This window comes from Marivita hallyeonensis (assembly GCF_900129875.1).
Classification (GTDB): Bacteria; Pseudomonadota; Alphaproteobacteria; order Rhodobacterales; family Rhodobacteraceae; genus Marivita; species Marivita hallyeonensis.
This window is the reverse complement of record NZ_FQXC01000004.1, coordinates 303,977-317,243: the sequence shown is the minus strand read 5'-3', so window position 1 is coordinate 317,243 and position 13,267 is coordinate 303,977. Positions and strand designations below refer to the sequence as shown.

The 13,267-nt window shown below is 60.6% G+C and carries 16 protein-coding genes and 1 other RNA gene; 10 read left to right on the top strand and 7 right to left on the bottom strand.

Annotation, left to right across the window (positions count from 1 at the left end; genetic code table 11):
- Window positions 1-23 precede the first annotated feature (23 nt).
- Window positions 24-1,142: a DUF418 domain-containing protein gene (locus BUA42_RS14465; RefSeq protein WP_072778942.1), complete on the top strand. Its 1,119-nt coding sequence runs from the start codon at window positions 24-26 to the stop codon at window positions 1,140-1,142.
- A gap of 41 nt (window positions 1,143-1,183) precedes the next feature.
- On the opposite strand, the gene BUA42_RS14460 is transcribed toward BUA42_RS14465, so the two are convergent.
- From BUA42_RS14460 to BUA42_RS14450, 3 genes are all read right to left on the bottom strand, one after another.
- Window positions 1,184-2,071 (bottom strand): fructose bisphosphate aldolase, encoded by an 888-nt coding sequence (locus BUA42_RS14460; protein ID WP_072778940.1) that lies wholly within the window; start codon window positions 2,069-2,071, stop codon window positions 1,184-1,186.
- A gap of 86 nt (window positions 2,072-2,157) precedes the next feature.
- The gene (locus tag BUA42_RS14455; RefSeq protein WP_072778939.1) at window positions 2,158-3,552 is read right to left on the bottom strand and encodes a cytochrome P450; all 1,395 of its coding nucleotides are present in this window, start codon (window positions 3,550-3,552) and stop codon (window positions 2,158-2,160) included.
- On the bottom strand, window positions 3,549-4,811 hold the full coding sequence (locus tag BUA42_RS14450) for a hypothetical protein (RefSeq protein ID WP_072778938.1): 1,263 nt from the start codon (window positions 4,809-4,811) through the stop codon (window positions 3,549-3,551). Before BUA42_RS14450 ends, BUA42_RS14455 begins: the two co-directional genes overlap by 4 nt.
- 123 nt (window positions 4,812-4,934) lie before the next feature.
- Here BUA42_RS14450 and BUA42_RS14445 point away from each other — a divergent pair, with 123 nt between their 5' ends.
- Window positions 4,935-5,285 carry a DUF4345 family protein gene (locus BUA42_RS14445; RefSeq protein ID WP_072778936.1) on the top strand — a complete coding sequence of 117 codons (351 nt, stop codon included), beginning with the start codon at window positions 4,935-4,937 and terminating at the stop codon, window positions 5,283-5,285.
- Between the two features lie 223 nt (window positions 5,286-5,508).
- Here the strand turns inward: BUA42_RS14445 and BUA42_RS14440 are convergent, their stop codons facing one another.
- From BUA42_RS14440 to BUA42_RS14430, 3 genes are all read right to left on the bottom strand, one after another.
- Entirely contained in the window at window positions 5,509-5,700 is a 192-nt protein-coding gene (locus BUA42_RS14440; protein ID WP_072778935.1) for a YgaP family membrane protein, read from the bottom strand.
- A gap of 66 nt (window positions 5,701-5,766) precedes the next feature.
- The gene (locus BUA42_RS14435; protein WP_072778933.1) at window positions 5,767-6,360 is read right to left on the bottom strand and encodes a Crp/Fnr family transcriptional regulator; all 594 of its coding nucleotides are present in this window, start codon (window positions 6,358-6,360) and stop codon (window positions 5,767-5,769) included.
- 85 nt (window positions 6,361-6,445) lie between these two features.
- Window positions 6,446-7,048: an HD domain-containing protein gene (locus BUA42_RS14430; protein ID WP_245819023.1), complete on the bottom strand. Its 603-nt coding sequence runs from the start codon at window positions 7,046-7,048 to the stop codon at window positions 6,446-6,448.
- Between the two features lie 100 nt (window positions 7,049-7,148).
- Between BUA42_RS14430 and ssrA the strand changes: the two genes are divergently transcribed.
- The 8 genes from ssrA to BUA42_RS14390 all read left to right on the top strand — a co-directional run bounded on the left by ssrA (window position 7,149) and on the right by BUA42_RS14390 (window position 12,789).
- Window positions 7,149-7,503: a transfer-messenger RNA gene (gene ssrA, locus BUA42_RS14425) on the top strand.
- A 145-nt stretch (window positions 7,504-7,648) separates the two neighbouring features.
- Window positions 7,649-8,641: a DUF4274 domain-containing protein gene (locus BUA42_RS14420; RefSeq protein ID WP_072778932.1), complete on the top strand. Its 993-nt coding sequence runs from the start codon at window positions 7,649-7,651 to the stop codon at window positions 8,639-8,641.
- A 95-nt stretch (window positions 8,642-8,736) separates the two neighbouring features.
- Window positions 8,737-9,384, top strand: a complete 648-nt coding sequence (locus BUA42_RS14415; RefSeq protein ID WP_072779342.1) for a DUF1194 domain-containing protein — start codon at window positions 8,737-8,739, stop codon at window positions 9,382-9,384.
- A 95-nt stretch (window positions 9,385-9,479) separates the two neighbouring features.
- On the top strand, window positions 9,480-9,977 hold the full coding sequence (locus BUA42_RS14410) for an SspB family protein (protein WP_072778931.1): 498 nt from the start codon (window positions 9,480-9,482) through the stop codon (window positions 9,975-9,977).
- Between the two features lie 78 nt (window positions 9,978-10,055).
- Window positions 10,056-11,450 carry a class II fumarate hydratase gene (fumC, locus tag BUA42_RS14405; protein ID WP_072778929.1) on the top strand — a complete coding sequence of 465 codons (1,395 nt, stop codon included), beginning with the start codon at window positions 10,056-10,058 and terminating at the stop codon, window positions 11,448-11,450.
- 77 nt (window positions 11,451-11,527) lie between these two features.
- On the top strand, window positions 11,528-12,295 hold the full coding sequence (locus tag BUA42_RS14400; RefSeq protein ID WP_072779341.1) for a class I SAM-dependent methyltransferase: 768 nt from the start codon (window positions 11,528-11,530) through the stop codon (window positions 12,293-12,295).
- Between the two features lie 90 nt (window positions 12,296-12,385).
- On the top strand, window positions 12,386-12,559 hold the full coding sequence (locus BUA42_RS14395; protein WP_072778928.1) for a DUF4169 family protein: 174 nt from the start codon (window positions 12,386-12,388) through the stop codon (window positions 12,557-12,559).
- Window positions 12,556-12,789, top strand: coding sequence for a ribbon-helix-helix domain-containing protein (locus BUA42_RS14390; RefSeq protein WP_072778926.1), 234 nt, complete (start codon window positions 12,556-12,558; stop codon window positions 12,787-12,789). Before BUA42_RS14395 ends, BUA42_RS14390 begins: the two co-directional genes overlap by 4 nt.
- Here BUA42_RS14390 and BUA42_RS14385 read toward each other — a convergent pair.
- The gene (locus BUA42_RS14385; RefSeq protein WP_072778924.1) at window positions 12,773-13,222 is read right to left on the bottom strand and encodes an RDD family protein; all 450 of its coding nucleotides are present in this window, start codon (window positions 13,220-13,222) and stop codon (window positions 12,773-12,775) included. The genes BUA42_RS14390 and BUA42_RS14385 overlap by 17 nt on opposite strands.
- Window positions 13,223-13,267 lie beyond the last annotated feature (45 nt).

Sequence of the window (13,267 nt, the reverse complement as noted above, 5' to 3'; positions counted from 1 at the left end):
GCGCAACCTTACCGGGAAACATCATGGCAGCCTCTGACCGGGCCCTGATGCCGGACTATCTTCGCCTTTTCGCGTTGTTCGGGATCGTGGTCGTCAATGTTCAGTTCATCGCGTTTTCGGCACTGCATGGTCTGACCGATCCGATTGCCGAGACAACCGCTGACGCCGTGACCCTGTGGCTGGTCAATGGTGTGGCCTTGCTCAAGACCTATGGTCTTTTTTCCTTCATGTTCGGGGTCGGACTTGGGTTCCTGATGCGCTCGGCCGAGCGGCGGGGCCTTGCCTTCGGCAAAGTCTATCGCAACCGCATGCTGGGTCTGCTGCTCTTGGGTGTTTTGCACGGCTGCCTGTTCTTTCCGGGCGATATCCTTGTCATCTACGCGATCACGGGGTCGATTTTGTACCTGTTCCGCGACTGGACGGTGCGCCGTCTTGTCCGGGTGGGGGCCATGCTCTTGATCGTACAGGTCGTGATCGGCGTGCCGCTGCTTCTTGCTCCGGCAGAGATACCGCCCGACTTCCTTGAGTTCGAGCGCGCGGCCTTGTCCCAAGGCGGCTTCATCGATGCAGTTGTGTTCCGGACGATCGGGTTTGCCTTTGTGATGCCCGGCGGGTTGATCGCGCAGGGGGTGTCGGCGCTTGGGTGGTTCTGCCTTGGGCTGGCTGCGGTGAAATCCGGAATGATCGATCAGTCGGATCATCCCCTCTGGCACCGCGCGCGCCGGTGGTGCTTTCTGCCCGGGTTGGCGCTTAGCCTCATTGGATCAGCGCTATGGCAGTGGGGTGCGACTGTGCCGGGGGCGGCGTTGACCATCGCCATCGCTCCGGTGGCGACGCTTGGCTACCTTGGCGTGATCGCGGCTGTCTCGCGAACGCGCGGGGTGGTGATGGAACGGGTTCTAGCCGCAGGTGGGTCGAGCCTGAGCATCTATCTTGGTCAGTCCATCCTCTTGTCGACCATCTTTTCCGCGTACGGTCTTGGTCACTGGGAAGAGGTCGGGCGTGGCACGGCGACGGGTATCGCCATCGCTGTGACGCTGCTGCTCATCGTGCTCCTCGCGGGGTGGAGGACGCAGATGCGGCTTGGGCCTTTCGAATGGGTCTTGCGGCGGATCACCTATGCGGGCCAGCCCCGGTCATAGGCGTGCGCTGCATCAATCTCCGTAGTATCTGAATTTTCAGGTTACTTCGACGCTTCGAAAATCTTGTTGATGTTGCTGCCAAGAGCGGCGTTGAATTCTGCGTCTGTCTGCTGGTGCGACAGACCTTCCGCCAATGCGCGCGAGAAACTGGCGATCATCTTGGGGTTCCGTGACAGACGCGCGCAGGCGTCGTCGGTGGTATAACCGCCGGAGAGAGCCACGACGCGCAGCACGTTGGGGTGATCGGCCACATCCATATATAGGCCGTCTTCCGACGGGATCGTCAGTTTGAGCATCACCTTCTCTGACGCGTCCAAGGCGCTGAGTTCGGACAGAATTTCCTGTTTCAGGATCGCTTCAGCCTCGGCTTTGCTGGGGCTGTTGATGTCCACCTCGGGTTCGATGATCGGAACAAGCCCTGCGGCACACACGGTTTTGGCCACTTCGAATTGTTGCGACACCACCGCCTTGATCCCGTCCGGGTTTGCCGCGTGGATCACGGAGCGTTCCTTGGTGCCGAAAACACCAAGCGATTTCGCATCCGCCAGAAGCGCGTCCAGCCCCGGCATCGGCTTCATCACCTGCGCCTCGTTCTCGGTGTCTTCAAGTCCTTTGTCGATCTTGAGGAACGGCACGATGCCGCGGTTTTCCCAAAGGTAGGTGGGCACCGGGATGCCTTCGACCGTATCGCGCATGGTGCGTTCGAACAGGATTGCGCCAAGCACCTTGTCCGAGGTGAAGTCCGGCGCGGTCATGATGCGGCAGCGCATGTCGTGGATCAGGCCGAACATCTCTTCGTCGCTGCTGTAGGCGTCCTCGGGGATACCGTAGAGTTTCAGTGCCTTGGGGGTCGATCCGCCGCTCTGGTCAAGCGCTGCGATAAAGCCTGCGCCGGTTGCGATGCGTTCTGCCATGGCCGAGTTGGTCATCTGTCTTCCCCAAGTTGACGCGTCATCCTGAGGCTGTGGTAGAGCAGGTTCTTTCAGAAAGATAGTGGGGCCACAGGGGTTTAGCGCTAACCGGTTGCGGATGCCGCATCTTTTGATGCTGCGGTATCTCGCGGCTTTGCACCAAGCCAAATCCCGTCACGCGCCCGCACTGTCAGGTGGGCGACTGGTTCGGGAGTTTTGCCGGTGACCGGAGACAATTCCACCGCCCGCAGCATCATCGACAACAAAAGCGGCCCTTCGGCCATCGCGAACCCCGCGCCGGGACACACGCGGGGGCCGGTGCTGAACGGCATGTAGGCGTCGCGGATGGAGGGCTTGCTTTCCGGCATCTGCCAGCGCGCTGGGTCGAAGACATCCGGGTCGTCCCAAAGCCGAGTGTGACGGTGCAGGTGCCATGGGCTGAGCACCAGTTGCGCGGCTTTCGGGATGGCGCGTTTGCGAAACGTCTCGGGCTTGGTGGTTTCGCGCACCATCATAGGCACCGGCGGGTAAAGACGCAGGGTTTCGCGAAACACGTCGCGGCTGAGGGTGAGGCGCTTGACGTCTGTCGGCGTGGTTAGGGCCTGCGCCTCCTTCGCGATGGTTGATTGCCATTTCCCATTCGTCGCGCAGAGATAGAGCGCCCAAGCGAGGGCGCTGGCGCTGGTTTCGTGACCGGCGAGGAAGAAGATCGCCACCTGATCGACCATTTCATCGACGGTGAAGGTCTCTCCGGTCTCGGGGTCGCGGGTCGTCATGATTCGTGTCGCCAGATCGTGTGGCGCGGTACAGTTCCGGATCTCCTGCATGCGCCGATTGGTCAGGTCGGTGATCAACGTGCGAATGCGGTGCGCCGCGGCTTTGGTGTCGGAGCGATGGAAACGGGGAAGCCACCGGGGCAGGGGCACGAAGGCGGCGAGGTTGAGGATGGGTTGCGCGCGCTGGTAGCGGCGGAATTCGTGAAAGACTTCGCTGGCAATCTTGTCTTCGATGGGGATCGAAAACAGCGTGCGAAAGATGACGTCGGCGGCGGCATGGCTCGCGATTTCTTCGATCTCGATCTCGATCTTTTCGCCCGTGCCGATGTGATCCAGCACGCGGGCAACCATCGCTTCGCCCGCGTCCCACATGGCGGGTAGGCTGTGGGCCAACCGACCGCGTTCGAATGCGGGGTCAATGATCCGGCGTTGCCGCTCCCATGTCGGTCCATTTGTCAGGAAGACGGATTTGCCCAGAAGCGGGCGCAAGCCTTCGCCAATGCGGTTCGACTTCGGGAAGTCAGACGGGCGATCCTTCAGGATGACGCGCAAAAGCTCGGGGTCGTTGGCGAGGTAGGAGCGGAAAAACGGTGTGCGGAACTCTGCCATCCACGCGCCGTAAAGGCGTTCCGGCTGGGCCGAGAGAATGTCCTGGCGGAAGAGCCGCATATAGCGCCAGAGCGACACGCGGTCGGGGCGGGATTTCGGTTTTGGCGGTCTCATGGCCCGGTCGAGGTGTATTTCGACACCGGCACGTCGATCCGGCTTTTCGACGGCGGTCGGTCCGCGTAGCGCGTGCCCAAGGTCAAAGGCCCCGCGGTGATCTGGAAGTAATCGTAGTCCAGTGGTTGCTCGAACGCGCAAAGATACTGGAAATGCAGCTTGAAATACTTCCGCCGCAGCGCTTCGTAGCGTTCGGGGGCCATGGTGCGCGAAAACTGCGCCGAGAAGACAAGCGGCCATCGCTTTTCCGCCGTCTCCAAGCCGGTCACGGCCACCGGATCGCAAAGCGCATAGGAGCATCCGTCCCCGGGCGCGGTGACATCGACCCAGGTGATCTCGTCGCGCTGTGACAGGAACCGAAGATCGGTGCGCAGCTTGTAGGCCTTGGGCAGAAACGACACCATCGGGATCACATGCCCCAGGCTCAGAAACGACAGAGCCGGGCGCGACGGCAGGGTCGGATGATCGCGCAGAAGATCGGCAAGGATCGACACACCAAGATGTGCACCAGAGCTGTGACCGACGACCAGAACCTCGTCATAATCCTGCAAAAGTGCTATGGCGATGGTCGCGCGAAAGTCGTCCAGCCTTTGCTGCAGCGCAGGTGGCGTCGCGCCCTTCCGCCCGGCCGAAAAGGCGTAGTCATGCATCAGATAATAGGTATAGAGCTTGTGGTCCTGCGCCCGGAACCACCGCAAGACCAGCACGGCGATCACGAAGAATGGTGTCCAGTACAACAAGGCCTGTCCCCATCGCGCGATGGCACCTTCGCCAAGCGCCCAGAGCACCAGAGCCTGAAACACGGTGCTGAGCGTCCAGCCAACAAGATGCGCCGCCAGAAGCGCGGCGATCAATTGCAGCAGGAGAACGGCAATCGGGTAAAGCGCGGCGATCAGCGGCCCTTTTGGCAGCAGGGCGAGACGCCGCAAGGTTCCGGACGCGATGTAGGTCCAACTCGTGCGGATGAGTTGCCAATAGGTGGCGGGGATCGAGTTCGACATGCTGTCCTGTACGATGTCCGACCACGTCAGGACCTCGAATTCGGACTCGACGCGGACACCGTCGAAGACCCCGGAAGCCCGCCAGCTATAGGCCCCGTCATCGCCCGCGGCTTCGACGCGCAGGCCATACTCTGAGATCTCGGCCTGTTTTGCGCCCTCGGTCCTGTAAAGCTCCCGGTAACGCCGCGCCGGAAACGGGTCGTATCCGGGGAGATAAAACACCTTGCGGCGGCGCACGACTTTGGGCGGGGCGGGCATGTATCTGACTGCTCGGTTGTTTTGCAGACTGTAGCACCAGCTATGCTATGCGCCAATTGTTTGCTGGTTTGCGGGAACCGCGCGCTATGTGGTCGGTTGTGCACACATCGCAAAGAGGGCTTCATGGTCGACATTCTCAACATCATCGCCGCAGTTCTGAGCATCGCCTTGGGCGCGTTCGGGTTTCTTGCACCGCGCTACACCGCCGGCGTACTTGATCTGAAGACCGGCGACACGACGATGGGACTGTCTGAATTGCGCGCTTCGGCGGGGGGCATGTTCATGGCGGTCGGCGCGGCCTGCCTGTGGCTCAGCGAACCCTGGGCCTACGCGATGCTGGGTTTTGTGTATCTCGGCGCGGGCGCCGGGCGGGCGTTGTCGCTGGTCCTGGACAAACCGCCTTACCCAAAGGCGCATCTCTACTTCCTGTTCGAAGCGGTGTTCGCTGCGTGGCTGATCCTCGCCAACCTCTGACCGCGTTCGAACCTTCCCGAGAACGGGGGCGGCCGACCGGCGAAATGCGATCTCGTCCGTCGATGGTTATCGCGGCGGAGAAAGACTGCAGCGGCATCACGGTCGGACACGGATATCCATAGCTTCAAGCCCCGATGCGTGCACCGGAGCAGTTTTGCGTGCTATCAGCGCGCCTCGTGTTTGGACGCAGGTCGGACAAATATGTCCGACCTACTGGGATGTCTCAGCTTTTCATCGGGCAGGTCCGGATGCCCAGAAGTGAGTAGACCGGGCAGGAGCCGATCAGGCCCGTTACCAGCGGGACAAGGCCGATCAGGCCCCAATAGGTCTGCGGGCCGATGAACACCAGTGAGAGCAGGACAAGTCCAACAATCACGCGGAGGGTGCGGTCGAGAGTGCCTTCGTTCTTGGTCATGAGTATCTCCTTTCATGTCATTGAGGAGACCTTAACAAGCGATTGGGCAGTCTGACGGTGACTCTGTCACCGCGGATCTGCGGCAATCTGTTCCAAGGCACGCTTTTCCCTGATGGCGATGCCGTCCGGCAGCTGTTCGACCACGCCTTTCCGCGCGAAGACCGCCAGCCGTCGGGTGACATAGGCGCGCCCTGACGCAGTTTCGGCGGCAAGTGCGGTGTGGGTGGCATGGACGATGTCTTGGTCGTCCGCGAGACGCAGGAGGACCTTCGCCAACCGGGCGTCAAAGGCGGTGAGTGCCACATCCTCGACCAGTTGCTGGTACTCCGAGAACCGCAGGGCCACGGAGTTCAGTACCTTGTGCCGGAACGCGGCATCGGATTCGAGCGCCTCGCGGAATTGGGATGCCGGGATCAGATCGGCCTCCACATCCGCCTCGACAATGCCCTCTGCGCCGTATGCGTGCCCTTCGACAAGGCAGGAAAAGGTTTGCAGGCAAACCTCTCCGGGCCGTACCCGGTAGAGCACGACTTCCCGCCCCGAAGCCCCGGTCAGCATGACACGGATCGAGCCTTTCTTGAGGTCAAGAAAGCCGGGGCATTCCTCACCGGGACGAAAGATCGTCTGGCCTGCCTTGGCGGAGAAGGGGCGTGTTTGCATCGAGGTGCATCCCTTTCGTGCTATCGGGTACAGGTTTCCCGAGACAGCCTGTCAGTTCAAGCGCCGAGATGCGAGCGAAACGCGCTTACGGCAGTCCGACGACAACGCCTTCGCGGATCACCTCCGGATCGTAGGCCTTGCGGGCAAAGACCTCGCGCACCAGGGGTTCGAAATGCTCAAGCGGTTTGGTGGGGTAGTCGGGGTCGAAGGATGACTGGTCCCAGCGTTCGCAGAAGTCGGCACAGGATTGGAAGCACGGATGCGCCTTGAACCTGTCGCGCGCGTTGCGGTCCCAGCCGTAATGGTGGCCGTAATAGAAGGACTGGAAGATGCCGTGATGTTCCACTGTCCAAGCCACTTCCCAGCGCACGTAGGGACGGATGACTTCGGCCGAGAAGCGATCGTGATTGCGGGGCGCGAGGCCGTCGCCAACGTCGTGAAGTAGCGCCCCGACGATCCAGTCGATATCGGCGCCGTCCTCTTCCGCGCGTGTTGCGGCCTGAAGCCCGTGCTGGGCGCGGGTGATCTTGTAACCTTTATGGGCGGGATCGTCCTGCTTGCGCAGCTCTTCCAGAATGCGGTCCGGGGCCAGCGCGATATAGGGCTTCTCCAGTTCGTCGAGCAGTTCATAGTCTTCCTTGGTCCCGTCTTTCATCTGGGTGAAGGATACGGTCTGCGTGTCCGACATTATCGCGCTCCTGTGGTTGCCGATTGCCAGCTTCCGACGTGCGGGCCGGTTTGGCAAGTGCGGTCGGACAGAGAAAATTCAGGCGTTCCGGATGCGTATCGTGCTTGAAATCCGGCGTTGGAACACCGATATTCGATGTGTTCCCGCAAGGGGACTATGGACATAAACGCGCGTGTAATAAGCGGCTCGGACCCGGGGGCGGTACCCGGCGGCTCCACCAGATACCCTGTCATTTGCAGGAACATGGGGCCGAAACAGGATCGACGAACGTCTAAAGACGTCTGCTTTGTCTCGGTGAGATACCACCGTTATCGGTTCAAATAGTATAGTTGCAAATGACAACCATGCTCCGGTCGCAATGGCTGCGTAAGCAGTCGGAGTTACCGAAACTTAAGCCCTGAGGCCTAGCAGCGTCAGGCGGGGTTCGCAGGCACCTGGCAACAGAAGCCTGCATTTTCATTCAAACGCGTCCTGCTTTAAAACTCCGCATTTTGCGGACTGGTATGATTTTCCAGAAGAAATCCAATTGGAGCCAAGTCTTCGCCTGATTTTCCGTGTGAAAACAGAAGCCAAAGTGTATTCATTCAGGACTTGAGCTTCATGCAAACCGCTCGGGAGATCGCTTACGAGGAAGGGCGCAAGGCGCTTGAGACACCAAAGGGTCTGTCCACGTTTTTGCGGCAGGGCAAGGTGTCCGTCATCTCAAATCAGGCCTCTGGGCGGGCAGATTACCTGATGGCATTTGCCGTGCGCTTCGTACGCCGCGAGAACAGCAAAAACGCCCTGTTGGACGCGCCCGGCGTTCATCACCTGACCCAAGGCGAACGCAAGGCATGCGCGATTTTGCATGACATTCTTTGTGCGGATGCCGGGTCCATTCTGGACATCATGTCGGATCACCCACGTGTGGCAGAAACTGCCTACGGTCTTTTCAAGTTTCGGGATATGGACGACATGGCACGGGAGCTTTTGGACGACACGTGCCAAGCCCGCCTAAACGACCCATTTGGCTCGCCATTGGCCGGGAGTGTCATCATCATGCGGGCGTTTGTTCAAAACGAAGCCGCCGGACGTCGTGCGGACGCGGGGCCTCAAACCATCGAGACAACGGATCCAACATTTCTTGCGTGGCAGGAAAAAGCGCCGGACCCGGACCTGTGGCATCAGATGTTGAACGAATTGAATTACGACATCCCCGGAAACGTGGCCTTGCTGCATTGGGTTGTCAGACAGCCGTCCTGTGATCGTGCCACTGCTGCGGCTTTGTTCCTTATGCTGTTTGGTCAGCACATGGTTGGCATGCCATCGCTTGCCGTCAAAGAACGCTTTCCCGGATCGCTTGTTTTCGAGATTTGCGATCGTGCCACTAAACAAGGCTTTGCGCGCAGCGAGCTATCGCTTGCGTCTGTTGGCTTTGCCAATGACCAGCGACCGTTGCTCAACGAGATGCGCCGTCTTTACGAGGAAAGGGCCGATATGGCGAAAGACTGCATCCCGGTTCCGGTTGCGCTGTTTGAACGTCCAGTGGCAGGGCGCGCACCGTCAAGTTCGTATTACGCGCATTCGGAATCTTTCGTGACGCTCAGCGCCTGAAGCAGTCCCGTCTAGCTTCTCGAAGCGCTCAATCGTTGCTTGCGATCGAACGGCTTTCGCTTGACGCTGGAGATTGCCGCGTCATGAATAACGCGATGCTGTGGCGTGTTCTCTTCGTTTGTCTGTTTCTGGCTCAACCGGCGCTCGCTTGCCGTACGGCGCTTATCCTTGCCATGGATGTCTCGCAATCCGTCGATCCCGGGGAGTACCGGTTGCAGGTCGATGGTCTTGCCGCCGCGTTGCGGGATCCTGAGATTGCAGAGATCCTCGTTCGCGATCAGGTCGCGCTGAGTGTGATACAGTGGTCGGGCGTGGATGCGCAGGAGGTGAGCCTCGACTGGACGCAGATGCTGAGCCAGAGCCACGTGCAACTCTTCGCCAACGCCGTGCAACGGCTTCCACGGGCTTTCGTGATGTCGAACACCGCGCCGGCCGAGGCGATGTCGACCGCGCTTGAGCATTTCGACCGCGGCCCCAATTGCGCGCGCCGGGTGATCGACATGTCCGGTGACGGGACACCGAACGCGGGAGGAGAAGTGACCCGATTTCGCCGCCTGGCGGAACGGGAAGGGGTGACGGTGAACGGGCTCGCCATCGAAGGCCTCGGTGTGGCGATCACCAATTTCTACACCCGCAATGTGATTACGGCTAACGGCTTTGTCGAAACGGCGCGCGGGCACCGTGACTACGCGCGTGCGATCCGCCGCAAAGTGCTGCGCGAAATCTCTCAGGTACTGTTCTGACGATACAATGGGCGGAAGCTGACTTTGGGTCAGCCCCGGTCTTTTGTTTTCGGACCGATGCAATATGATTGAGGGCGACTCGGGGGATATCCGACATGACCACTGGCATCAATTATGGAAGCCTGATGCATCAGGCGATGCGCGGTTTGATCCGCGCCGTTCTTGAGGATGTGCAGAAGGACGGTCTTCCGGGGGAGCATCATTTCTTCATCACCTTCGACACGGGTCACCCGGATGTCGAGATCGCCGATTGGCTGTCCGACCGTTATCCGGGCGAAATGACCGTGGTGATGCAACACTGGTTCGACAATCTGGAGGTCTCGGAAGACGGGTTCGCGGTGACGCTGAACTTTGGGGATGCGCCGGAGCGGCTTTATATTCCGTTCGATGCGATCCTGACCTTTGTCGATCCGTCCGTCGAATTCGGCCTGCGCTTTGAAAGCACCGACGACGATGGCGAAGAAGAGACCGCACTTGTCCCGGCGCCGCGCGCTGTGACCGAGGTCACGCCAAGCCCGGCGGCCACCGAGGACAAGGGCAGCGAGCCGCGCAAAGACGCGGATGTGGTGAGCCTCGACACCTTCCGCAAATAGCCCTGCGCCAGTTTGACAATTGCCTCGCGCATTGGGGGCGGGTAAACGGCATGCAACCGTATACCGAAGGAGGCTCGCATGGCGCAGACCCGCACCGAATCCGACAGTTTTGGCCCGCTCGAGGTTCCGTCCGACAAGTACTGGGGCGCGCAAACGCAGCGGTCGATCATGAATTTCCCGATCGGCTGGGAAAAGCAGCCGGTTGCGATTGTCCGCGCGCTGGGCGTGATCAAGAAAGCCTGCGCGCAGGCGAACAAGGCGTCGGGTGATCTGGACCCGCGTCTGGCCGATGCGATCATTCAGGCGGCGGGCGAAGTAATCGACGGCAAGTTCGACGACAACTTCCCGCTGGTCGTCTGGCAGACGGGATCGGGGACGCAGTCGAACATGAACTCCAACGAGGTGATTGCGAACCGGGCGATTGAAATTCTGGGCGGCGTTATCGGATCGAAAGACCCGGTGCATCCCAACGATCATTGCAATATGGGGCAATCTTCGAACGACACGTTCCCGACCGCGATGCATATCGCAACGGCAATGATGGTGCGCGATGTGCTGATGCCGGGGTTGGAAAAGCTAGCGTCGGGGCTTGAGCAAAAGTCAGAAGAGTTCAAGGACATCATCAAGATCGGGCGGACGCATACACAGGACGCCACGCCCTTGACTCTTGGGCAGGAGTTTTCCGGCTACGCGCATCAAATCCGTCAGGGTATTGCACGGGTCGAAGCGTGCTTGCCGGGCATTTACGAGTTGGCGCAAGGTGGCACGGCTGTTGGCACAGGGCTTAACACCAAGCATGGCTGGGGCGAGACGGTTGCCGCGAATATGGCCGAGATTACTGGCCTGCCGTTTGTGACGGCGCCCAACAAGTTCGAGGCGCTGGCGGCGCATGACGCGATGGTCTTCATGTCGGGCGCTTTGGCGACCGTGGCGGGGTCCTGCTACAAGATCGCCAACGACATTCGCCTCTTGGGCTCTGGTCCGCGCTCGGGTCTCGGTGAATTGATCCTTCCGGAGAATGAGCCGGGATCGTCGATCATGCCCGGCAAGGTGAACCCGACGCAGGCAGAGGCGCTGACCCAGGTGGCGGCGCATGTGATGGGCAACGACGCGGCGATCAAGTTTGCAGGTTCTCAAGGGCATTTCGAGCTGAACGTCTACAACCCGATGATGTCCTACAACCTGCTGCAATCCATCCAGCTTTTGGGCGATGCGGCAGACAGCTTTACCGAACGGATGCTCTTGGGCATTCAGGCCAATGAGCCGCGCATCGACAAGCTGATGAAAGAGTCGCTGATGCTGGTCACGGCGCTCGCGCCGACCATCGGCTACGACAACGCGACCAAGGTGGCGAAGACCGCGCATAAGAACGGGACGACGCTCAAGGAAGAGGCGATTGCGCTGGGCTTTGTGGACGCCGAGACCTTCGACAAGGTCGTCCGCCCCGAGCAGATGATCGGGCCGAAAGGGTAGGCCAGCAGTTTTTGCTAGGCTCTCGAATGCTGCCGCGGGATACTGTGGCAGCTTTTTTCGTACCGGTAGGTGCTGTCATGACCAAAGATCACGTCTCCATCAACCGCGAGGTCTGGGACAAGGATGCCCAGAACTGGGTCGATCTGGGCAAACGGCTTTGGAGCGGGCCGCCGCAATGGGGGATCTGGGGTGCGCCGGAGACGTCGGTGACCTTGCTGCCCGAAGACATGACCGGATTGGATGCGGTCGAACTGGGATGCGGGACCGGGTACGTGTCGGGCTGGATGGCAAGGCGCGGGGCGCGGGTGACGGGGATCGACGTGTCATCCGAACAATTGGCGACGGCCCGGCAGTTGGCGGACGCGTACGGGGCGGAGATCACTTTCGTTCAGGGGGACGCCGAGGCGACCGGCTTCGACGCGGGCCGTTTCGACTTCGCAATCTCGGAATATGGCGCGGCGATCTGGTGCCGCCCGGAGGTCTGGCTGCGCGAAGCGTGGCGGCTTTTGCGCCCCGGTGGATCGCTGGTGTTTCTGGGCAATCACCCGCTGTCGATCATTTGCACGCCTCTGAACGGCGCGCCGTGCGAGCCGGTGTTGCACAGGCCGTATCGGGGTTTGTGGGGTGTCGACTGGACGGAGGTGGAGATCGACCCAAGCGGCGTGACGTTCAACCTGTCCATCGCGGACTGGTTTGCGCTGTTCACCGAGATCGGGTTCACGGTCACGCGCTATCAGGAACTTTATGCGCCCGACGAAGCGGCGGAGACGCGGTGCTGGGTTCCGTCCGACTGGGCCAAGAACTATCCGATGGAGCAGGTCTGGCATCTGTCGAAGCCTGTTTAGGCGCGCGGTGCGGGGCGCGATTTCAAAATCGCGTGGACAAGGCGCTTGGAAGGGCCTTGTTTGCCTCCGATCAGGGGGTATCTTTGGTCTATGAGCAACGTCACCAACCTCAACCGGTTTCGCAAAGTCCGCGCGCGCGACGAGAAGCGCACGAAGGCGGATGAGAACGCGGTGAAGTTCGGGCGGACCAAGGCTCAAAAGACCCTGGAGAAAGCGCGGGCCGAAAAGGCCGAGCGCGATCTGGACGGCAAATCAAAGTCATGAGCGGACGGCCGGTCAAACGGTCGCTGACCCTGCGGGGCCATCGCACGAGCGTGTCGCTGGAAGATGCGTTCTGGAGGGCGTTTCGGGACATCGCGGCGGAAAAGGATATGCCGATCAACGCCTTGGCCGCGGAAATTGATGAAGGCCGAGGCATGGATGTGGGCCTTGCCTCGGCCATTCGGGTGTTTGTTCTGGCGTATTACCAGGCGCAGGTCACGCCCGGCGATTGAGGGCGACGGTGCCCAAAAGCATATCCGTCAAGCCCTGACCGCGTTCGGTGAGGAACATCATCGCGATCGAGATGAGTTGCAGCGGGAAGACCGACATCGACACGGTGTAACCCAGCGTGTGCAGGAAGGCCTGGGAGAAGTCGAAACGCTCTCCTCGCTGGTCGCGGAACTCGATGGCCATGAGGCGCATACCCCATGTGGCCGACCCGCCGGTGATCGTGGCGACGCGGTAGACGAAGCCCACGAGGAAGAACAGGAAGGGCAAGAAGAACAGGCCGATGAATGCCGTCATCACCACCGCCGGCACCACGAGGGCTAGGATCAGGACCGCGTCGATGACCCAGGCGAGACCGCGCTTGATGACGACGGTGTCGTAGAATTCGGGTTGGACCATCGGGTCGGGAAGGTGGTCATAGGGCTGTGTCGCGTACATCGTTCAAACCATTGCTGACAGAGGTTGCACCGGTCGTGGCCCCGA

What these genes read in the sequence shown, in the direction of transcription:
- BUA42_RS14465 (WP_072778942.1), top strand. Translation starts at nt 24, where the DNA reads ATGGCAGCCTCTGACCGGGCCCTGATGCCGGACTATCTTCGCCTTTTC.
- BUA42_RS14460 (WP_072778940.1), bottom strand. Translation starts at nt 2,071, where the DNA reads ATGACCAACTCGGCCATGGCAGAACGCATCGCAACCGGCGCAGGCTTT.
- BUA42_RS14455 (WP_072778939.1), bottom strand. Translation starts at nt 3,552, where the DNA reads ATGAGACCGCCAAAACCGAAATCCCGCCCCGACCGCGTGTCGCTCTGG.
- BUA42_RS14450 (WP_072778938.1), bottom strand. Translation starts at nt 4,811, where the DNA reads ATGCCCGCCCCGCCCAAAGTCGTGCGCCGCCGCAAGGTGTTTTATCTC.
- BUA42_RS14445 (WP_072778936.1), top strand. Translation starts at nt 4,935, where the DNA reads ATGGTCGACATTCTCAACATCATCGCCGCAGTTCTGAGCATCGCCTTG.
- BUA42_RS14440 (WP_072778935.1), bottom strand. Translation starts at nt 5,700, where the DNA reads ATGACCAAGAACGAAGGCACTCTCGACCGCACCCTCCGCGTGATTGTT.
- BUA42_RS14435 (WP_072778933.1), bottom strand. Translation starts at nt 6,360, where the DNA reads ATGCAAACACGCCCCTTCTCCGCCAAGGCAGGCCAGACGATCTTTCGT.
- BUA42_RS14430 (WP_245819023.1), bottom strand. Translation starts at nt 7,048, where the DNA reads ATGTCGGACACGCAGACCGTATCCTTCACCCAGATGAAAGACGGGACC.
- BUA42_RS14420 (WP_072778932.1), top strand. Translation starts at nt 7,649, where the DNA reads ATGCAAACCGCTCGGGAGATCGCTTACGAGGAAGGGCGCAAGGCGCTT.
- BUA42_RS14415 (WP_072779342.1), top strand. Translation starts at nt 8,737, where the DNA reads ATGCTGTGGCGTGTTCTCTTCGTTTGTCTGTTTCTGGCTCAACCGGCG.
- BUA42_RS14410 (WP_072778931.1), top strand. Translation starts at nt 9,480, where the DNA reads ATGACCACTGGCATCAATTATGGAAGCCTGATGCATCAGGCGATGCGC.
- fumC (WP_072778929.1), top strand. Translation starts at nt 10,056, where the DNA reads ATGGCGCAGACCCGCACCGAATCCGACAGTTTTGGCCCGCTCGAGGTT.
- BUA42_RS14400 (WP_072779341.1), top strand. Translation starts at nt 11,528, where the DNA reads ATGACCAAAGATCACGTCTCCATCAACCGCGAGGTCTGGGACAAGGAT.
- BUA42_RS14395 (WP_072778928.1), top strand. Translation starts at nt 12,386, where the DNA reads ATGAGCAACGTCACCAACCTCAACCGGTTTCGCAAAGTCCGCGCGCGC.
- BUA42_RS14390 (WP_072778926.1), top strand. Translation starts at nt 12,556, where the DNA reads ATGAGCGGACGGCCGGTCAAACGGTCGCTGACCCTGCGGGGCCATCGC.
- BUA42_RS14385 (WP_072778924.1), bottom strand. Translation starts at nt 13,222, where the DNA reads ATGTACGCGACACAGCCCTATGACCACCTTCCCGACCCGATGGTCCAA.